Here is a 19,912-nt window from a genome sequence, read left to right on the forward strand (position 1 = left end):
TTTTGTGCCTGTCAAAAGCCGCGACGGATGCGGTTTTTGAGCTGGTCGTGGAATAGATCGGCATCACTCTTGTAGGTGCCGCGAACGGATTCGCTGAAGGACTCCATGCCTATTGAACGTTTGGACATGGACTCTTTGCGGTAGGCATCGATGAAAAAGCTGAGGTCGACATCGTTGCTCAGTTTCGGCCATTTATCGAGGTACAGCGGCAGCGCGCTGGCCCCGATCTTGTAGGAGCAGATCCTTCGATCACTGATGGTCGCTTCACCGATTTCGAACGGCACCCACCAGGACATGGCAGTCTCCTGCGAGACCACTGCCAGCAAGTGCGTGCATTCGGTAATGTTGCGGGTGATGACGGTGGTAATGTCGTCGGTTTGCTGGGATTCGGTGTCCAGCACGTCGAGATAGGTTTTGATGTTCGCCTGTTTCAGGCGCGCATTGATGACCATTGCCTGGGCGCGGTCGGTGTGGCGGTAGCTGATAAATACTGGCATCAGAAATGTCCCTTGATCGCGAGTTCGCGGTAATAGGCGCCGAGGGCGGTGAGTCGGCAGCCGGTGGAATTCAGGGCGGCGTAATACATGTGCTCGGCGTCCACCGGCTCGATCAGGCTGTGTCGGTTGCACTTTTGCAGCTGGGCGAAAACTTCGCCGTGGTCCGGGTCGAAGGATGTTTCGGTGGGTTCGTAGCTGGGGTCGAGCGCAAACACCGATTCTGCCTCGGCGAACCAGTCGGGGAGCTTGCGCAGTATTTCCTTGGGGATCAGTGGTGAGACCTCACGCAATGAAATGAACTGCGACACATTGGTCTTGAATACCGGCCGCTGTTCCCAGGCATCGAGCGCGTTGTCGACGAAGGAATAAAGGCTGCCGGGGGTGATTTTCCCCAGAATATTGGCGGCGCCACCGTGCAATGCCTGAAGCAGCAGCCCGGTGAAGACGCCGTGACCTGAACCTTCCATTGCCGGTTGTTCTTTTTTACAGGCCGTGAGAATGGTCATGCCCTCGCCGATCACACTGCTTTCGCTACGCAAGGCCCGCATTTCCCCGGCAGCGCCGCCCTGACAGCAATCGAGAATGATGACTTTGTTTTTGATTTTCGTCGCTTTGGTGGCCCAGTTCAGAATGTCACTGAGCCGGATCCCGTCCTTGGCCGACTTGTAGTCTTGGGGCAGCAGCATGCCTTCGTCGGTATCGGTGTCGAAATTGCCGTGGCCGGCGAAATACAACAGGGCCACATCACAGTCCCCGGAAAACAAATCCTGGATGTGGCCTTCGAGTACCTCGCGGCCCAAGTGGTCTTCGGCTGAGGTCAGCACGATATTCTTGAAATTCGGGTCCCCGTCGGCGTCGGTTTTCAGCACCGAGGCCATGGCCATCGCGTCGTTGTTGCAGCCACTCAATTGGGAAACATGGCTGTAGTTGTTGATCCCGATGAACAATCCCTTGCGCATGGTTCAGCCCGCCGCGTGAGTGCGAATGGCACTGATGATGCTGTTGGTGTTCCAGGCGCACTCAGCATGTGCCGCCTGGCGTACTACGGTAGAAATCCGCTCCGCACCAAACGGTTTGACCGCAATGATCACCTTGCCCATGCGCCGGGCGATCTCGATTTCCTTGTTGATCCACTTGCTGTACGTCGAATACATGCCCGCCATGATCAGGACCGCCGAGCAGGGCCTGATCTTGTTTTCGATGGCTTCCTCCAGCTGTTTGTCGGTCTGGGCACCTATGATCGGGTTATGCGGAGGTACGGAGAAATTCTTGAAGGTGAACGTTGGATGCGCGGTCAGCAGTCTCACCAGATTGTCGTGGGCATCGGAGTAGTTCCACGAGTGGCTGATGAACAAATGATAGGTTTGCATGGATATCCCTCGGTATCGCCGGAATGCGAAGAGGGCTTGAATGTATGCACTTGGATGGCCGCAACAAGGCCTGTCCGGTTAAAGAGACGGGTCCTTCAAGCAGGCGCGCAAATGCCCTACAGAGCTGTCTGACGTTTAATCGGTGGGGGGATTTGCAGGGCGCAATGAACAACCCGCCGCTCCGTCTGCATCGGAGCGGCTGGAGTGTCTGTTTAGTAGCTGGTTTCGGGCAGGCTGGCGATGATCGAGCGGTAGCTGTTCATCCGTTGCTGCTGCACGCGGCCTTCTTCCAGTGCCTTGAGCAGGGCGCAACCCGGCTCGCGGTCGTGCTTGCAGTCGCGGAAGCGGCAGGTGCCGATCAAGTCGTTGAACTCGATGAAGCCGGCTTCGACGTCGCCGCGGCTGACGTGGCCCAGGCCGAATTCGCGGATGCCCGGGGAGTCGATCAACTCACCGCCACCGGGGAAGTGGAATAACCGGGCGGTCGTGGTGGTGTGGGTGCCCTGGCCGGACAGTTCAGACAACGGGCCGACACGGGCTTCGACTTCCGGCAGCAGGCTGTTGACCAGCGAGGACTTGCCGACGCCGGACTGGCCGACGAACACGCTGATGCGTCCATCCAGCTGCTTCTGCAGTTGCTCCATGCCGTTGCCGTGGTGCGCCGACACTTCCAGCACCGGGTAACCCAGCGTGCGGTAAACCGCCAGCAAGGCATTCAGCGCCGGAGCGTTCTGCTCGTCGATCAGGTCGAACTTGTTGAGCAGCAGCAGCGGACGAATACCTGCGTGCTCAGCAGCAACCAGGTAACGGTCGATCAGGTTCGCGTGAGGCTCGGGCAGCGGGGCGAAGACGATGACAATCATGTCGACGTTGGCGGCTACGGGTTTGAGCTGACCACGGCTGTCCGGACGGCAGAGTTCGGTTTTACGCGGCAGTTGCGCCACGATCACACCGATGCCCTGGTTGCCGGCACGCCAGACCACCTGATCGCCGGTCACCAGCGCAGGCAGGTTGGCGCGCAAGTGACAGCGGAACACCTCGCCGGCCAAATCGCCATCGAGCGCTTCGACTTCGACCTGCACACCGAAGTGCGCAATCACCAGGCCCGTCTGTTCCGGACCCAGGTCGCCACCCTCGAGTGCCTCGACAGCCGAGGACTCGCGTTTGGCGGCGCGGGCAGCGCGTTCGCCTTGGATCTTTTCGATGCGCCAGTTTTGACGACGATTGAGTTGGCGTTTGGCCATGGGTGTTCCGTATCAAGAATGCAGCGATTAGGTAAAACGGCCGCGAGTTTAGCACGCCCGGGCGCCGCCCTAGGCTAAACTGCGCAGCATTGCCTAGGAGCCGACACATGCAAAACCCGCAGAATCTGATCTGGATCGACCTGGAAATGACCGGTCTGAACCCTGATACCGACGTCATCATCGAGATGGCCACCATCGTCACCGACAGCGACTTGAACACCTTGGCCGAAGGGCCAGTGATCGCTATCCACCACAGCGACGAGATCCTCGCCGGCATGGACGAGTGGAACACCCGTCAACACGGCGGCTCGGGCCTGACCCAGCGGGTGCGCGACAGCCGCATCAGCATGGCCGAAGCCGAAGCCCAAACCATCGCCTTCCTGGAGCAATGGGTACCGAAGGGCAAGTCGCCGATCTGTGGCAACAGCATCTGCCAGGACCGCCGCTTCCTTTATACCCACATGAAATCCCTGGAAAGCTTCTTCCACTACCGCAACCTCGACGTGTCGACCCTTAAAGAGTTGGCCGCACGCTGGGCGCCGGACGTGCGCGACAGCTTCAAGAAGGGCAGCACGCACCTGGCCCTGGACGACATCCGTGAATCCATCGCCGAGCTGCAGCACTACCGCAAGCATTTCATCAAGTTCTGATTTGGCACCGAGAGGGCTTTTGTGGCGAGGGAGCTTGCTCCCGCTCGGCTGCGCAGCAGTCGTAAAGTCAGCAGGCACGGTTTATCTGAAGGAATGCGTTGTCAGGAAATAGGGGCTGCTGCGCAGCCCAGCGGGAGCAAGCTCCCTCGCCACAGGTATTCGGTGTCTGTTCTGGCCCTCTTTTGGTGCCGCGACTAAATGGCTAGACTGCGCGCCTTTCTGCAAGGACCGCCACCATGTTGCTGATGCTTTACCTGATCGCCATCACCGCCGAAGCCATGACCGGCGCCCTGTCTGCCGGCCGTCGCGGCATGGATTGGTTTGGTGTGGTGCTGATCGCGTGCATCACGGCGCTTGGCGGCGGTTCGGTACGTGACGTGCTGCTCGGCCACTACCCGCTGACGTGGGTCAAACACCCGGAATACCTGGTGCTGACCTCGATCGCGGCGATGTTCACCGTCTTCGCTGCACGTTGGATGCGCCACCTGCGCTCGCTGTTTCTGGTGCTCGACGCCGTGGGCCTGGTGGCATTCACCCTGATCGGCTGCATGACCGCCCTGGAAATGGGCCACGGCATGCTGGTGGCGTCGGTCAGCGGCGTGATCACCGGGGTTTTCGGCGGCATCCTGCGCGACATCTTCTGCAACGACATCCCGCTGATCTTCCGCCGCGAGCTCTACGCCAGCGTCTCGTTCGCCGCGGCGTGGTGCTACATGCTCTGCATCTACCTGCAATTACCCGGCGAACAGGCGATTCTGATCACGCTGTTTGGCGGCTTCCTGCTGCGGTTGCTGGCGATTCGTTTTCACTGGGAAATGCCGAAGTTCGTTTATAACGACGAAGCTTGATTTCAGTGGGTGCATGGACGGATAGGGGGATCTTCGAAATATCCTGTCGAGGAAGTCTCTTAGGTTGCTCGGAGAAAATAGGGTAAAAAGCTCCTAAATAGGGTAGTTAGCTATTTAGTTACCCTATTTAGCTTTGAATTACCCTATTTGGCAGGTAAAAACATAAATGCGATCACTCACTCCCGAATTTCTCGCAACGCTTCGCTACGACGGACTGCAGGTCGCGACGTTGCGGGCTCTCGGGGAGTACCGGGGCAAGCAACAATTGTTCGTTTCCCAGTCCCCAGAAATTCTCCAGGACCTGAAGCAGCTTGCAGTCATCGAGTCTACAGAGTCATCGAACCGATTGGAGGGAGTGGTTGTTTCGCCAAGTCGTCTGAAGTCGTTGATTATCAAAAATGCCGACCCGAAAAGTCGCTCCGAGCAAGAAGTCGCGGGGTACCGCGATGCGCTTTCTCTTATCCATGAAGCGGCAGAGGGGATGCCATTCTCCGAGGGCGTCATTCGGCAGTTGCACGGCATGCTTTATCGCTATTTACCGCAGGATGGCGGGGAGTGGAAAGCAACGAACAATGACATCATCGAGCGCCATCCGGACGGTAGTTCACGCATCCGCTTTCAACCGGTTGCGGCACATCTGACACCCATTGTAATGGTCGACATGGTCATGCAGTACCGAAAAGCATTGGATCAAAATCTGGCAGACCCGCTCGTATTGGTCCCGCTGAGTATTCTCGACTTTCTCTGCATCCACCCCTTCTCAGATGGCAACGGGCGCGTGGCTCGACTGCTTACCTTATTGTTGCTTTACCAGTTTGATTATCGCGTGGGCCGTTTCATAAGCCTTGAGCGGATCTTCGAGGAGTCAAAGGAAAGCTATTACGAAACACTTGAGGTCAGCTCTCAAGGTTGGCATGAAGGCAGACACGATGTTCAGCCATGGCTCAACTATTTCTGGGGTGCGCTACTTCGCGCTTACAAGGAGTTTGAGGAGCGTGTCGGTAAGATCGATAAGCGCCATGGAGGCAAAAGCGATCGAGTTCGAGTTGAAGCGTTGAAGCGCTCCCTACCGTTTTCCATTACTGAGCTTGAAGAAGCTTGCCCGGGCGTGAGTCGTGACACTGTACGTATGGTTTTGCGTTCATTGAAAGCCGAAGGGTTAATTGAGTCGACAGGGAAGGGGCGCAGTGCCAAGTGGATAAACTTGCATCGCTAAAGGCGAGTTTAGTGGCTGCCAGCGCGCTGCTCATGTTGTTTCAGGGCCCACTCGACGTGTTCACGAACCAGCTCTGACGGATACTCCCGTCGCGCCTTCAACGCTTCCAGCACCGGAATACTCGATGGCGCGTTCCCCAGCCCTACCGCGAGGTTTCGAAGCCAACGCTCGTAACCCGCGCGCCGCAGCGGTGAACCTTCGGTGCTGCTGAGGAACTTTTCCTCATCCCACATGAACAGTTCGGCCAGTTCGGCATTGTCCAGGTTGTGCCGTGGCTTGAAGTCGCTTTCGCCGGAGGGGCGGGCGAAGCGGTTCCACGGGCAGACGATCTGGCAGTCGTCGCAGCCGAACACCCGATTGCCGATTAGCGGACGCAAGTCTTCGGGGATCGCGCTTTTCAGTTCGATGGTCAGGTAGGAAATGCAGCGCCGGGCGTCCAGCACGTACGGGCCGACGAAGGCGTTGGTCGGGCAAATGTCCAGGCACGCGGTGCAGCGGCCGCAATGTTCGGTGATGTGCGGTGGATCGACCGGCAGCGGCAGATCAACAAAGAGCTCGCTGAGGAAGAAGTAACTGCCGGCCTTGCGATTCAACACCAGGGTGTTTTTGCCGATCCAGCCCAGGCCGGCCTTCTCAGCGATGGCTTTTTCCAGCACCGGCGCGCTGTCGACGAAGGCGCGGTAACCGAACGGCCCGATGACTGCCTGAATCTTTTCTGCCAGTTGTTGCACGCGTTTACGGATCAATTTGTGGTAATCGCGGCCCAAGGCATAACGCGATACGTAGGCTTTTTCCGGTTGGGCCAGCAATTGCGCCATTTGGGTATCGCCTGGCAGGTAGTCCATGCGCAGGGAAATTACGCGCAAGGTGCCGGGGACCAGTTCTTCCGGGTGCGAGCGTTTGCTGCCGTGGGCGCCCATGTACTCCATTTCGCCGTGGTAGCCGGCCGCCAGCCAGCGCTCCAGGTGCTGCTCATGCTCGGCGAGGTCCAGGCCGCTGATGCCGACTTGCTGAAAGCCCAGCTCGCGGCCCCAGTCCTTGATGGATTGGGCGAGGGCGGGCAGGTCTGTAGTAATAGCGGGCATGAGGCGAGAGAAACCGGAGCTGAGGTGCGTATAATTCTGCCAGACATCGGAGCCCGAAGACGCATGCCGCACACTAAAGATGATTTACCCGACGCGCTGTACAGCGCCGCGCACGTGCGAGCCCTCGATGCGAACCTGATCGCGGCCGGTACGCCGGGCTTCGAATTGATGCAGCGCGCAGCGCGGGCGACCTGGCGTGCGCTGGTCCGTCAGTGGCCGTCGGCGAATGAATTGACGGTGGCGGCCGGTCATGGCAACAACGCCGGTGACGGCTACCTGGTTGCGGTGTTGGCCCGGCGTGCCGGTTGGCATGTGCGTGTGTTGGCGGCTGGTGATCCTCAGCGTTTGCGGGGAGATGCTGCATTGGCCCATGCAGAGGCCATGTCCGAAGGCGTCGCGGTCCAAACCTTCACGATGCAGTCAGAGTTGCGCGGTATCGTGCTGGACGCCTTGCTCGGCACCGGTTTGACGGGGGAGGTACGAGAGCCCTACGCCAGCGTAATCGCGGCGATCAATGCCAGTGGCCTGCCGGTAGCGGCGGTGGATATCCCTTCGGGCTTGTGCGCCGATACGGGGCGTTTGCTTGGTGCGGCCGTTCGAACTGATCTGACAGTTACTTTCATTGGCTTGAAATTGGGATTGTTCACGGGCGACGCTGCGGATGTGGTTGGCGAGCTGGTGTTTAACGATCTGCAAGCCTGCGCCGAGTCGTTTAGCGGAGTTGTCGTGGATGCACGTCGCTTGACGGCCGGCAACTTGCCGCGGCTGGCGGGCCGCGTGCCAACCGCCCATAAAGGCAAATTCGGCCATGTATTGCTGATTGGCGGTGATCGGGGTTTTGGCGGTGCCATTCTGCTGAGCGCACAAAGTGCCCTGCGCAGTGGTGCGGGCATGGTGTCGGTGGCCACGCGCAGTGAACACGTGCCGGCGGCGTTGGCGAGAATCCCTGAAGCGATGGTGCTGGGGACGTCGTCGGCCAATCAGCTGATGGAACTGCTTCAAAAGGTTTCCGTGCTGGTGGTCGGTCCGGGCCTGGGGCAGGCTGCCTGGGGGCGCAGCTTATTGTCGGCGGCGGCCAATGCGCCGCTGCCGCAAGTCTGGGACGCCGATGCGTTGAATTTGCTGGCTTCAAATTACGTGAGTTTGCCCAAGGACTGCGTGATCACGCCGCATCCCGGTGAAGCCGCGCGGTTGCTGGGGATCAGCACCGCCGAGGTTCAGGCGGATCGCCCGGCGGCAGCTCACGCATTGAGCGAAAAATATACAGCTATCGTAATTCTCAAGGGCGCCGGCAGTCTCATCGCCAGCCCCGATGGACGCCTTTCGTTATGTCATCAGGGTCATCCTGCCATGGCCACCGCCGGTTTGGGTGATGTGTTGGCCGGTCTGGTCGGCGCTTTGCTGGCCCAGGGTATGGACGCGTTCGACGCGGCGTGCCTGGCGGTCTGGCTGCACGCCAATGCCGGCGCGCAAGAAGGTAAATCGGGCCGTGGGCTGGCGGCCAGTGATCTGATCCCAGCCATTCGTCAGTTGTTGGAGGAGCAAGCACCGTGTCTGAAGTAATCCTGTACCTGGCCGATGAAGAGGCGATGACCGCATTTGGCGCACGCATCGCACAAACCACCCAAGGGCATGGTCTGATTTTTCTGGAAGGTGATCTTGGGGCGGGGAAAACTACGCTGTCACGGGGCATCATCCGTGGTTTGGGGCATGTCGGGGCGGTCAAGAGCCCGACGTTCACCCTGGTTGAGCCTTACGAGATCGGCGACGTTCGGGCCTTCCATTTCGACCTGTATCGACTGGTCGATCCGGAAGAGCTGGAGTACCTCGGCATCCGTGACTACTTCGAAGACGACGCGTTGTGCCTGATCGAATGGCCCCAGAAGGGTGCAGGCTTTTTGCCAAAGCCCGACCTGACCATTACCATTAGGCCGCAAGACAGCGGGCGTTCGTTGAAAATTTTGTCCCAAGGCTCGCGTGGCGAGTCGTGGTGTGCCGCTTTGGCATTGGAAACCAATTAAATGATGGGGTCTGGTATGCGCTTTCGCGCGATGGTAGCTGCCGTAGGGATGTTGTTTTTGGCGGTGACCGTCGACGCTGTGGCCGAGACTAAGGTCAACAGCGTTCGCCTGTGGCGCGCGCCGGACAACACACGGCTGGTGTTCGACTTGTCCGGGCCGGTGCAACACAGCGTGTTCACCCTGACCGCACCGGATCGGCTGGTGATCGACATCAATGGCGCCACCCTGGGTGCGCCGTTGAACGTCAACAGCGCCAATAGCCCGATCACTGCCATGCGCTCGGCTCAACGCACGCCGACCGATCTGCGGGTGGTCATCGACCTGAAAAAAGCCGTCACGCCAAAAAGTTTTACCCTGGCGCCAAACGCCCAGTACGGCAATCGCCTGGTGGTCGATTTGTTCGATAACGCCGCCGATGCCGCGCCAATACCGGCGCCGACCAACGTCGCGACGGTGGCCCCGGTGCCAGTCACTCCGGTGGAACCCGCGGTCAAGCTGCCGCCTGCGCCTGCCGGCAAGCGCGACATCATTGTGGTGATCGACGCCGGCCACGGTGGCGAAGATCCGGGTGCCTCGGGCTCTCGCGGTCAGCGTGAAAAAGACGTGGTGCTGGCCATCGCCCGCGAATTGCAACGCCAGGTCAACGGCATGAAAGGCTTCCGCGCCGAACTGACCCGTACCGGCGACTACTTCATTCCGTTGCGCGGCCGTACCGAAATCGCCCGCAAAAAAGGCGCCGACCTGTTCGTGTCGATCCACGCCGATGCCGCGCCTTCGGCTGCTGCGTTCGGTGCGTCGGTGTTCGCCCTGTCTGATCGCGGCGCCACATCGGAGACCGCCCGTTGGCTGGCCGACAGCGAAAACCGTTCCGACTTGATCGGCGGTGCCGGCAACGTCAGCCTCGACGACAAGGACCGCATGCTCGCGGGCGTGCTCCTCGATTTGTCGATGACCGCCTCCCTGACGTCCAGCCTGAACGTTGGCCAAAAAGTCTTGAGCAACATCGGTCGCGTCACGCCGCTGCACAAACAACGCGTGGAACAGGCCGGGTTCATGGTGCTGAAGTCGCCGGACATTCCATCGATCCTGGTGGAAACCGGGTTCATCTCCAACGCCAACGAAGCCTCCAAACTGGCTGCCGCGAACCACCAGCAGGCGCTGGCGCGTTCGATCAGCAGCGGCGTGCGCCAGTTCTTCCAGCAGAACCCGCCACCGGGCACCTACATCGCCTGGCTGCGTGACTCCGGCAAAATCGCCCAGGGCCCACGTGACCATCGGGTAAGCCCGGGCGAAACGCTGGCGATGATTGCTGTGCGTTATCAGGTGTCTCCGGCCACCTTGCGCAGCGCCAATAACCTGCAAAGCGACGAGCTGAAAATCGGTCAGAACCTGACCATTCCCGGCACTGAACTGGCGTCCAAAGAATGAACCAGGTGCTGACCAATACGGCTCGCATCGAGCTGCTCAGCCCGCGACTGGCGAACCAGATTGCTGCCGGTGAGGTGGTTGAACGTCCGGCCTCGGTGATCAAGGAGTTGCTGGAAAACAGCCTCGACTCCGGCGCCAGGCGCATCGATGTCGATGTGGAGCAGGGCGGCGTCAAGCTGCTGCGGGTGCGGGATGACGGCAGCGGCATTTCTGCCGATGACCTGCCGCTGGCCCTGGCGCGACACGCCACCAGCAAGATCCGCAACCTCGAAGACCTCGAACAGGTCATGAGCCTCGGGTTTCGTGGTGAAGCCCTCGCTTCGATCAGCTCCGTGGCGCGTTTGACCCTGACGTCCCGCACCAAGGATGCCGATCAGGCCTGGCAGGTCGAGACCGAAGGTCGGGACATGGCGCCTCGCGTTCAACCGGCGGCGCATCCGGTGGGCACTTCGGTGGAAGTGCGCGATCTGTTCTTCAACACCCCGGCGCGACGCAAATTCCTCAAGACCGAAAAAACCGAATTCGATCACCTGCAAGAAGTGATCAAGCGTCTGGCGTTGGCGCGTTTCGACGTAGCGTTCCATTTACGTCACAACGGCAAAACCATCCTCAGCCTGCACGAAGCCCATGACGACGCGGCCCGCGCGCGGCGTGTGGCGGCGATTTGCGGTTCGGGTTTCCTCGAGCAGGCGCTGCCGATCGAAATCGAGCGCAACGGCCTGCATTTGTGGGGTTGGGTCGGGTTGCCGACGTTCAACCGTAGCCAGGCGGACTTGCAGTATTTCTTTGTGAACGGCCGTGCCGTGCGCGACAAACTGGTGGCCCACGCGGTGCGCCAGGCGTATCGCGACGTGCTGTTCAATGGTCGGCACCCGACGTTCGTGCTGTTTTTCGAAGTCGATCCGGCCGGTGTCGATGTCAACGTGCATCCGACCAAGCACGAAGTGCGCTTCCGTGACGGGCGCATGGTTCACGATTTCCTCTACGGCACCTTGCACCGCGCCTTGGGCGATGTGCGGCCGGATGATCATCTGGCGGCGCCTGTTGCGACGGCGATTGTTCGCCCGTCCGGTATCGATGCCGGCGAGTTTGGTCCGCAGGGCGAAATGCGCCTGGCGGCCAATGCGTTGCTGGAGCAGCCACAAGCGCAACCGTCGTTCAACACCGCGGCGGGCTCGGGCGCAGGCGTCGGTTATCAGTATCAGTACACACCGCGGCCTCAGTCCGGCGTGCCGGCGGCTGAGGCTCAGGCTGCGTACAAGGAGTTTTTTGCACCGCTGCCAGAAGCAAACGCTGCTGCACTTCCGGCCGGGCAGGACGATATTCCACCGCTGGGTTACGCCTTGGCGCAACTCAAAGGCATCTACATTCTTTCGGAAAACGCCCAGGGCTTGGTGCTGGTGGACATGCACGCCGCCCACGAGCGGATCATGTACGAACGCTTGAAAGTCGCCATGGCCAGCGAAGGCCTGAGCGGCCAGCCGCTGTTGGTCCCGGAATCGCTGGCTGTGAGCGAGCGTGAAGGCGATTGCGCCGAAGAGAACGTCGCATGGTTCCAGCGCCTGGGCTTTGAATTGCAGCGTCTCGGCCCGGAAACACTGGCGATCCGGCAGATTCCGGCGTTGCTCAAACAGGCAGAAGCCAACCGCTTGGTCAGTGATGTTCTGGCCGATCTGATGGAGTACGGCACCAGCGACCGCATTCAGGCGCACCTGAACGAACTGCTCGGCACCATGGCCTGTCACGGCGCGATTCGGGCGAATCGGCGTCTGGCGTTGCCGGAAATGAACGGTCTGCTGCGGGACATGGAAAACACCGAGCGCAGCGGTCAATGCAACCATGGCCGACCGACCTGGACCCAACTGGGTCTGGACGATCTGGACAAACTGTTCTTGCGCGGTCGCTGATGAGCCAGCTCCCTCCTGCGATTTTCCTGATGGGCCCGACCGCAGCGGGCAAGACCGATCTGGCCATCGAGCTGACCAAGGTCCTGCCTTGCGAACTGATCAGTGTCGATTCGGCGCTGGTCTACCGCGGCATGGACATCGGCACCGCCAAACCCTCGAAAGAGATTCTGACCGAGTTTCCGCACCGCTTGATCGATATTCTCGACCCGGCCGGGAGCTATTCGGCCGCCGATTTCCGTCGCGATGCGCTGGAAGCCATGGCCGAGATCACTTCGAGAGGCAAAATTCCGCTGCTTGTAGGCGGCACGATGCTCTACTACAAGGCTTTGGTCGAAGGGCTGGCAGAAATGCCGGCGGCCGATCCCGAGGTTCGCGCGCAGATTGAAGAAGAGGCTGAACGCCTTGGCTGGCAAGCCCTGCACGAACAGTTGGCGGTCATTGATCCGGTATCTGCGGCGCGGATTCATCCGAACGATCCACAGCGACTCAGTCGAGCACTGGAAGTTTATCGCGTCAGCGGTCAGAGCATGACCGAGCTGCGACTGAGACAAAGTGCGCAAAGTACTGAAGCAGCCGCTTCGGGACTGCAACAATTGCCCTATACTGTCGCGAACTTGGCCATTGCTCCGGCAAATCGCCAGGTACTGCACGAACGAATTAAACAAAGATTCACAGTTATGTTGGAACAGGGATTCATTGACGAGGTCGTAGCCCTGCGTAAACGCAGTGACCTGCATTCAGGGTTGCCGTCTATACGTGCGGTAGGCTACCGACAAGTCTGGGACTACCTGGATGGCAAGCTGACGCAAGCCGAGATGCAGGAGCGTGGAATCATTGCCACGCGCCAATTGGCAAAGCGTCAGTTCACCTGGCTGCGCAGTTGGGCTGATTTACACTGGCTGGACAGCCTGGATTGCGACAATCTGCCGCGCGCCTTGAAATACCTGGGGACCATCTCCATATTGAGCTGAGTCCTTGCAATTGCCGTCTATCCTTGGGGGTGTGACGGCCACAAGCCATCTGTTTACCTATTTTTTATATTGAATCCTTAAAGGAGTGCGGCACATGTCAAAAGGGCATTCGCTACAAGACCCTTACTTGAATACTTTACGTAAAGAGAAAGTTGGGGTGTCCATCTACCTGGTCAACGGGATCAAACTGCAAGGCACGATCGAGTCTTTCGACCAGTTCGTTATCCTGCTGAAAAACACCGTCAGCCAGATGGTTTACAAACACGCTATCTCTACAGTGGTGCCGGTTCGTCCAATTCGTCTGCCTAGCGCAACCGAATCCGAAGCAGGTGACGCTGAGCCAGGTAACGCCTGATAGGAGTCTCCTTTGTTCTTTGAGCGCCACGGTGGTGGTGAGCGAGTAATCCTCGTTCACTTGGATGGACAGGACCCTGAGGCGCGCGAAGATCCGCAGGAGTTTCAGGAGTTGGCTAATTCGGCCGGCGCCGAGACCGTTGCGTTTTTTAACGTGCCGCGTCATCGGCCAACCGCCAAATTCCTGATCGGCAGCGGCAAGGTCGAGGAACTACGCGACCTGGTCCATGCCGAAGAGGCCGATCTGGTGATTTTCAATCACATCCTCACGCCCAGTCAGGAACGTAACCTCGAACGTGTTTTCGAGTGTCGCGTGATCGACCGCACCGGTCTGATTCTCGATATTTTCGCCCAGCGTGCCCGTACCCATGAAGGCAAGCTCCAAGTAGAACTGGCCCAGCTTGACCACATGAGCACCCGCCTGGTTCGTGGCTGGACTCACCTTGAGCGTCAAGGTGGCGGTATCGGCATGCGTGGCCCGGGTGAAACCCAACTGGAAACCGACCGCCGTTTGCTGCGGGTTCGCCTGCGACAGATCAAAGGCCGGCTGGAAAAAGTGCGCAGCCAGCGCGAACAGTCGCGACGTGGTCGTATGCGTGCGGATATCCCTACCGTGTCTTTGGTGGGGTATACCAACGCCGGTAAATCCACGCTCTTCAATAACGTGACGAAATCCGACGTGTACGCGGCTGACCAGCTGTTTGCCACGCTGGACCCGACCTTGCGCCGTCTGGAACTGGACGACCTGGGGCCGATTGTCCTGGCCGACACTGTGGGTTTCATCCGCCACTTGCCCCACAAACTGGTCGAGGCATTTCGGTCTACGCTCGAAGAGTCGAGCAACTCCGACCTGCTGTTGCACGTGATTGATGCGGCCGAACCGGATCGCATGTTGCAGATCGAGCAGGTGATGGTGGTGCTGGGCGAGATTGGTGCCCAGGACTTGCCGATCCTCGAGGTCTATAACAAACTCGATTTGCTTGAAGGCGTGGAGCCACAAATCCAGCGCGACGAAAACGGCAAGCCCCAACGGGTCTGGCTTTCGGCGCGTGATGGCAGTGGTCTGGAATTGCTTGAGCAAGCCATTGCCGAGTTGCTGGGCAGTGAGATGTTTATCGGTACCTTGCGCTTGCCGCAACGATTCGCTCGACTGCGTGCGCAGTTTTTCGAGCTCGGAGCGGTACAGAAAGAAGAACACGACGAAGAAGGTGTCAGCTTGCTGGCCGTTAGATTGCCGCGCTCGGAGCTCAATCGACTGGTCAGCCGTGAAGGCGTTGTGCCGACGGAGTTTATCGAGCAACACACTTTGCAATAAAAGCCTGAGAAAGCGGTTGTGCCGCGGTGACAGGCATTCTGTAGCATTGGTCGGCGCGCCGTGGGTGCGTCTTTGCTTTATCAGATGGAGAGCGCTATGGCTTGGAATGAGCCGGGTGGCAACTCGAATAATCAGGATCCATGGGGTGGCAAGCGCCGCAATAACGGCGACCGCAAGGGACCACCGGATCTCGACGAGGCCTTCCGAAAGCTGCAGGAAAGCCTGAACGGGTTGTTCGGTGGTGGTAAGAAACGTGGTGATGACGGCGGTGGTTCGGGCAAGAGTGGCGGCTTCGGCGGCATTCTTGGCATCGGCCTTGTCGTGCTGGCAGCTGTTTGGCTGTACAGCGCGGTCTACGTAGTCGACGAGCAGGAGCAAGCCGTTGTGCTGCGCTTCGGCAAGTACTACGAAACCGTCGGCCCGGGCCTGAACATCTATTTTCCGCCGCTTGATCGCAAGTACCTGGAAAACGTCACGCGTGAGCGTGCCTATACCAAGCAGGGTCAAATGCTGACTGAAGACGAGAACATCGTCGAAGTGCCGCTGACCGTGCAGTACAAGATCAGCAATCTGCAGGACTTCGTGCTGAGCGTCGACCAGCCGGAAATCAGCCTGCAGCACGCGACCGAAAGTGCCTTGCGCCATGTGGTGGGTTCCACCGCGATGGACCAGGTGTTGACCGAAGGTCGTGAATTGATGGCCAGCGAAATCAAGGAGCGTCTGCAACGCTTCATGGATACCTATCGCACCGGTATCACCGTCACTCAGGTCAACGTACAGAGCGCAGCGGCACCGCGTGAAGTACAGGAAGCCTTCGATGACGTGATCCGCGCCCGTGAAGACGAGCAGCGTTCGCGCAACCAGGCTGAAACCTACGCTAACGGCGTCGTGCCGGAAGCCCGTGGTCAGGCCCAGCGCATCATCGAAGATGCCAATGGTTACCGTGACGAAACCGTCTCGCGCGCCAAGGGTGAGGCCGATCGCTTCACCAAGCTGGTCGCCGAGTACCGCAAGGCACCTGAAGTCACCCGCGAGCGTCTGTACCTGGACACCATGCAGGAAGTCTTCAGCAACACCAGCAAGGTTCTCGTGACCGGCAACAAGAATGGCCAGAGCAATCTGCTGTACTTGCCGCTGGACAAAATGGTCGAGAGTGGTCGTAGCACCGGCACTTCTGTGACCGGCGCGGCGGCAACCAGCAATGAAGCGAGCGCGCGTGCGGCAGCTGATCTGCAGCAACAGCCAGCACGTACCAGGGAGAGTCGCTGATGAGCAATAAATCGCTGATCGCCCTTATTGTCGGCGTCGTCGTGGCCATCGCTGCCTGGAACTGCTTCTACATCGTGGCTCAGACCGAGCGTGCGGTGTTGCTGCAGTTCGGTCGCGTGGTTCAGGCTGATGTCCAGCCAGGCCTGCATGTGAAAGTGCCTTACGTTAACCAGGTGCGCAAATTCGACGCACGCCTGATGACGCTGGATGCACCGACACAACGCTTCCTGACGCTGGAAAAGAAAGCCGTCATGGTCGATGCCTACGCCAAGTGGCGCGTGAAGGACGCTGAGCGTTACTACACCGCGACTTCCGGTCTCAAGCAGATTGCCGACGAGCGTCTTTCCCGTCGTCTGGAATCGGGCCTGCGTGACCAGTTCGGTAAGCGAACGCTGCACGAAGTGGTGTCCGGTGAGCGCGATGCGCTGATGACCGACATCACGGCTTCGCTGAACAAGATGGCGGAAAAAGAGCTGGGCATCGAGGTCGTCGATGTTCGGGTCAAGGCCATCGATCTGCCGAAAGAAGTGAACCGCAGTGTGTTCGAACGTATGAGCTCCGAGCGTGAGCGTGAAGCTCGCGAGCACCGCGCCAAGGGTAACGAGCTGGCAGAAGGCATCCGTGCCGACGCCGATCGTCAACGCCGCGTGCTGCTGGCTGAAGCCTATCGTGAATCTGAAGAGGTTCGCGGTGACGGTGATGCCCAGGCTGCTGCGATCTACTCTAAGGCCTACGGTCAGGATCAGGAGTTCTACGGTTTCTATCGTAGCCTGCGTGCCTACCGTGAAAGCTTCGCGAACAAATCCGACGTCATGGTCCTGGACCCAAGCAGTGACTTCTTCCGTTACCTGGAAAAAGCCAAGCCTTGATACGACGTTGACCTGAATCATCCCCCGCCTGGCGGCTAAAGCCTCGGGCGGGGTGATCCTTTGGGAAAACGTGTGTATGATGCGGCAGCCGGGAAATTCCCGGCTTTTTTGCGTCTGCACGTTTGATTGCTGTTTTTAAGCGGGCGCCCGAGTTGAATGACTCGACAGGTTTTTCGAGGAAAGTGGTGGGCGAAGCCGGTTTCAGGCTTTTCGCCACGTTGTTTATGCGCGTGGTTTGCACATGAGCCGATCATTTTCTGCTTCACTCAAGGCTCGCCCAACGGCTGGCCGCCCGGATCATAGGGGAATGGCGTAATGGCAACGGTAGACCGCTGGCTGCTGCCAGATGGCATCGAAGAAGTACTGCCACCAGAGGCGGCGCGCATTGAAGTAGCGCGTCGTCAGGTGTTGGATCTGTTCCAGAGCTGGGGTTACGAGTTTGTCGTGACTCCCCATATCGAGTACCTCGAATCCCTGCTGACCGGCGCGGGCTCGGACCTCGATCTGCGTACCTTCAAGGTCATCGACCCGCAATCGGGCCGGCAGATGGGCTTTCGTGCCGACATCACACCGCAAGTGGCGCGCATCGATGCGCACACCCTGCGTCGCGAAGGTCCGAGCCGTCTGTGCTATGCCGGCAGCGTGTTGCATGCCCAGCCACGCGCCTTGTCGTCCTCGCGCAGCCCGATCCAGCTGGGCGCTGAGTTATACGGCGACGCCAGTCCGAGCAGCGATGTGGAAGTTATCAGCCTGATGCTGGCCATGTTGCAACTGGCCGATGTGCCGGATGTGCACATGGACCTCGGTCATGTCGGCATCTACCGCGGCCTGGCCCGTGCGGCCGGTTTGTCCGGTGAAGTTGAACAGCAGTTGTTCGATGCGTTGCAACGCAAGGCAATCGACGAGGTCATTACCTTGACCGAAGGCTTGCCTGCCGATCTGTCGGGCATGCTGCGAGCGTTGGTCGATTTGTGTGGCGGTCGTGAAGTTTTGAGCGCTGCCCGCGAGCGTCTGGCGAAAGCACCGGCACCTGTTCTGGCAGCGCTGGACGATTTGCTGGCGATTGCCGAGCGTCTGTCCACGCGTTTCCCGGAATTACCGCTTTACTTCGATCTGGGCGAGTTGCGCGGCTACCACTACCACACTGGTGTAGTGTTCGCGGTGTTCGTACCGGGCGTTGGCCAGTCCATTGCCCAGGGCGGTCGTTACGACGACATCGGCGCCGACTTCGGTCGCGCGCGCCCGGCAACCGGCTTCTCTACCGATTTGAAAACCCTGGTGACCCTGGGGCGTGCTGAGATCGAGCTACCGTCTGGCGGTATCTGGATGCCTGACAGTACGGATGCGGCACTCTGGCAGCAGGTTTGCCAGTTGCGCAGTGAGGGTCAGCGTGTCGTTCAGGCGTTGCCTGGACAACCTTTGGCCGCCGCCCGTGAAGCGGACTGCGACCGGCAATTGATTCAGCAGAACGGGCTTTGGCAAGTATCGCCACTGGCTTCTTGAGTTTTCCCGCCGGCCGCGGCCGGCACCAAGTTTGCGCGAATGAGGACAAGTGTTATGGGTAAGAATGTCGTAGTCCTGGGCACCCAATGGGGTGATGAGGGCAAAGGCAAGATCGTTGATCTGCTGACCGAACATGCTGCCGCCGTAGTGCGCTACCAAGGTGGCCACAACGCTGGTCACACCTTGGTGATCGATGGCGAAAAAACCGTCTTGCACCTGATCCCGTCGGGCGTGCTGCGCGAAGGCGTGCAGTGCCTGATCGGCAACGGCGTGGTGGTTGCACCCGACGCTCTGCTGCGGGAAATCATCAAGCTGGAAGAGAAAGGCGTACCGGTGCGCGAGCGCCTGCGTATCAGCCCGTCCTGCCCGCTGATCCTGTCCTACCACGTGGCGCTGGACCAGGCCCGTGAAAAGGCCCGTGGCGAGCTGAAGATCGGTACTACCGGTCGCGGCATCGGCCCGGCTTACGAAGACAAGGTTGCACGTCGCGGTCTGCGCATCGGTGACCTGTTCCACCGTGAGCGTTTCGCCGCCAAGCTGGGCGAGTTGCTGGATTACCACAACTTCGTCCTGGTCAATTACTACAAAGAGCCGGCAATCGACTTCCAGAAGACTCTGGACGAGTGCATGGAATACGCCGAGCTGCTGAAGCCGATGATGCTCGACGTCACCGCCGAGCTGCACGAGCTGCGCCGCGCTGGCAAAGACATCATGTTCGAAGGCGCCCAAGGCTCCTTGCTGGACATCGACCACGGTACCTACCCGTACGTCACCAGCTCCAACACCACCGCGGGCGGCATTGCCACCGGTTCGGGTTTCGGTCCGATGTACCTGGATTACATCCTCGGCATCACCAAGGCCTACACCACTCGCGTCGGTTCGGGTCCGTTCCCGACTGAGCTGTTCGACGACGTTGGCGCCTTCCTGGCCAAGCGTGGCCACGAGTTCGGTGCTACCACCGGCCGTGCCCGTCGTTGCGGCTGGTTCGATGCCGTCATCCTGCGTCGTGCTATCGACGTCAACAGCATCTCGGGCCTGTGCCTGACCAAGCTGGACGTGCTGGACGGCCTGGAAACCATCAACATCTGTGTTGGCTACAAGAACCAGGATGGTGCAGTGATCGACGCACCGACTGACGCCGACAGCTACATCGGCCTGGAGCCGGTGTACGAAGAGATGCCAGGCTGGACCGAATCCACCGTCGGCGCCAAGACGCTGGAAGAGCTGCCGCAAGCTGCTCGCAACTACATCAAACGCGTCGAAGAGTTGGTCGGTGCGCCGATTGACATTATTTCGACGGGCCCGGACCGCAACGAAACCATCGTTTTGCGTCACCCGTTCGCTTAATAAGTCGTTGATGTAAAA

The 19,912-nt window shown here is 59.5% G+C and carries 19 protein-coding genes; 14 read left to right on the forward strand and 5 right to left on the reverse strand.

Annotated elements, in window-relative coordinates; all coding sequences use genetic code 11:
* Positions 1 to 11: 11 nt before the first annotated feature.
* The 4 genes from ACYZT8_RS02295 to rsgA form a co-directional block, all read right to left on the reverse strand.
* Complete coding sequence (locus tag ACYZT8_RS02295; RefSeq protein WP_461978914.1) at positions 12 to 497, reverse strand: toll/interleukin-1 receptor domain-containing protein; 486 nt, start codon at positions 495 to 497, stop codon at positions 12 to 14.
* Positions 497 to 1,456 (reverse strand): caspase family protein, encoded by a 960-nt coding sequence (locus ACYZT8_RS02300; protein WP_461978916.1) that lies wholly within the window; start codon positions 1,454 to 1,456, stop codon positions 497 to 499. Before ACYZT8_RS02300 ends, ACYZT8_RS02295 begins: the two co-directional genes overlap by 1 nt.
* Before the next feature lie 3 nt (positions 1,457 to 1,459).
* Positions 1,460 to 1,867, reverse strand: a complete 408-nt coding sequence (locus tag ACYZT8_RS02305; RefSeq protein WP_461978918.1) for a TIR domain-containing protein — start codon at positions 1,865 to 1,867, stop codon at positions 1,460 to 1,462.
* A 212-nt stretch (positions 1,868 to 2,079) separates the two neighbouring features.
* A complete protein-coding gene (rsgA, locus tag ACYZT8_RS02310) occupies positions 2,080 to 3,111 on the reverse strand; it encodes a small ribosomal subunit biogenesis GTPase RsgA (RefSeq protein ID WP_461978920.1) in 1,032 nt (343 codons plus the stop codon).
* Between the two features lie 107 nt (positions 3,112 to 3,218).
* On the opposite strand from rsgA, the gene orn reads away from it, so the two are divergent.
* The 3 genes from orn to ACYZT8_RS02325 all read left to right on the forward strand — a co-directional run bounded on the left by orn (position 3,219) and on the right by ACYZT8_RS02325 (position 5,825).
* A complete protein-coding gene (gene orn / locus ACYZT8_RS02315; protein WP_046056848.1) occupies positions 3,219 to 3,761 on the forward strand; it encodes an oligoribonuclease in 543 nt (180 codons plus the stop codon).
* A 236-nt stretch (positions 3,762 to 3,997) separates the two neighbouring features.
* Complete coding sequence (locus tag ACYZT8_RS02320) at positions 3,998 to 4,609, forward strand: trimeric intracellular cation channel family protein (protein ID WP_007945604.1); 612 nt, start codon at positions 3,998 to 4,000, stop codon at positions 4,607 to 4,609.
* A 166-nt stretch (positions 4,610 to 4,775) separates the two neighbouring features.
* Positions 4,776 to 5,825 carry a Fic family protein gene (locus ACYZT8_RS02325; RefSeq protein ID WP_461956890.1) on the forward strand — a complete coding sequence of 350 codons (1,050 nt, stop codon included), beginning with the start codon at positions 4,776 to 4,778 and terminating at the stop codon, positions 5,823 to 5,825.
* A gap of 8 nt (positions 5,826 to 5,833) precedes the next feature.
* Here ACYZT8_RS02325 and queG read toward each other — a convergent pair whose 3' ends face one another.
* Positions 5,834 to 6,910, reverse strand: coding sequence for a tRNA epoxyqueuosine(34) reductase QueG (gene queG, locus ACYZT8_RS02330; RefSeq protein WP_461978923.1), 1,077 nt, complete (start codon positions 6,908 to 6,910; stop codon positions 5,834 to 5,836).
* Between the two features lie 63 nt (positions 6,911 to 6,973).
* Here queG and ACYZT8_RS02335 point away from each other — a divergent pair, with 63 nt between their 5' ends.
* The 11 genes from ACYZT8_RS02335 to ACYZT8_RS02385 all read left to right on the forward strand — a co-directional run bounded on the left by ACYZT8_RS02335 (position 6,974) and on the right by ACYZT8_RS02385 (position 19,894).
* Positions 6,974 to 8,473, forward strand: a complete 1,500-nt coding sequence (locus ACYZT8_RS02335) for an NAD(P)H-hydrate dehydratase (protein ID WP_461978925.1) — start codon at positions 6,974 to 6,976, stop codon at positions 8,471 to 8,473.
* Complete coding sequence (gene tsaE / locus ACYZT8_RS02340) at positions 8,461 to 8,931, forward strand: tRNA (adenosine(37)-N6)-threonylcarbamoyltransferase complex ATPase subunit type 1 TsaE (protein WP_461978927.1); 471 nt, start codon at positions 8,461 to 8,463, stop codon at positions 8,929 to 8,931. The genes ACYZT8_RS02335 and tsaE overlap by 13 nt, the downstream gene beginning before the upstream one ends.
* A 48-nt stretch (positions 8,932 to 8,979) precedes the next feature.
* The gene (locus ACYZT8_RS02345; RefSeq protein WP_461982350.1) at positions 8,980 to 10,359 is read left to right on the forward strand and encodes an N-acetylmuramoyl-L-alanine amidase; all 1,380 of its coding nucleotides are present in this window, start codon (positions 8,980 to 8,982) and stop codon (positions 10,357 to 10,359) included.
* On the forward strand, positions 10,356 to 12,266 hold the full coding sequence (gene mutL / locus ACYZT8_RS02350) for a DNA mismatch repair endonuclease MutL (RefSeq protein ID WP_461978929.1): 1,911 nt from the start codon (positions 10,356 to 10,358) through the stop codon (positions 12,264 to 12,266). Before ACYZT8_RS02345 ends, mutL begins: the two co-directional genes overlap by 4 nt.
* On the forward strand, positions 12,266 to 13,237 hold the full coding sequence (gene miaA / locus ACYZT8_RS02355; protein ID WP_461978931.1) for a tRNA (adenosine(37)-N6)-dimethylallyltransferase MiaA: 972 nt from the start codon (positions 12,266 to 12,268) through the stop codon (positions 13,235 to 13,237). The genes mutL and miaA overlap by 1 nt, the downstream gene beginning before the upstream one ends.
* A gap of 94 nt (positions 13,238 to 13,331) precedes the next feature.
* A complete protein-coding gene (gene hfq, locus ACYZT8_RS02360) occupies positions 13,332 to 13,592 on the forward strand; it encodes an RNA chaperone Hfq (protein ID WP_007902656.1) in 261 nt (86 codons plus the stop codon).
* A 12-nt stretch (positions 13,593 to 13,604) separates the two neighbouring features.
* A complete protein-coding gene (gene hflX, locus ACYZT8_RS02365) occupies positions 13,605 to 14,906 on the forward strand; it encodes a ribosome rescue GTPase HflX (protein WP_461978933.1) in 1,302 nt (433 codons plus the stop codon).
* A gap of 96 nt (positions 14,907 to 15,002) precedes the next feature.
* Positions 15,003 to 16,175, forward strand: coding sequence for an FtsH protease activity modulator HflK (gene hflK, locus ACYZT8_RS02370; protein WP_131058812.1), 1,173 nt, complete (start codon positions 15,003 to 15,005; stop codon positions 16,173 to 16,175).
* Entirely contained in the window at positions 16,175 to 17,044 is an 870-nt protein-coding gene (hflC, locus tag ACYZT8_RS02375) for a protease modulator HflC (protein ID WP_131058813.1), read from the forward strand. Before hflK ends, hflC begins: the two co-directional genes overlap by 1 nt.
* Positions 17,045 to 17,359: 315 nt before the next feature.
* On the forward strand, positions 17,360 to 18,547 hold the full coding sequence (locus ACYZT8_RS02380) for an ATP phosphoribosyltransferase regulatory subunit (RefSeq protein ID WP_461978935.1): 1,188 nt from the start codon (positions 17,360 to 17,362) through the stop codon (positions 18,545 to 18,547).
* 54 nt (positions 18,548 to 18,601) lie between these two features.
* Positions 18,602 to 19,894, forward strand: coding sequence for an adenylosuccinate synthase (locus tag ACYZT8_RS02385; RefSeq protein ID WP_010464193.1), 1,293 nt, complete (start codon positions 18,602 to 18,604; stop codon positions 19,892 to 19,894).
* Positions 19,895 to 19,912 lie beyond the last annotated feature (18 nt).

The organism is Pseudomonas sp. LB3P93, assembly GCF_054898025.1.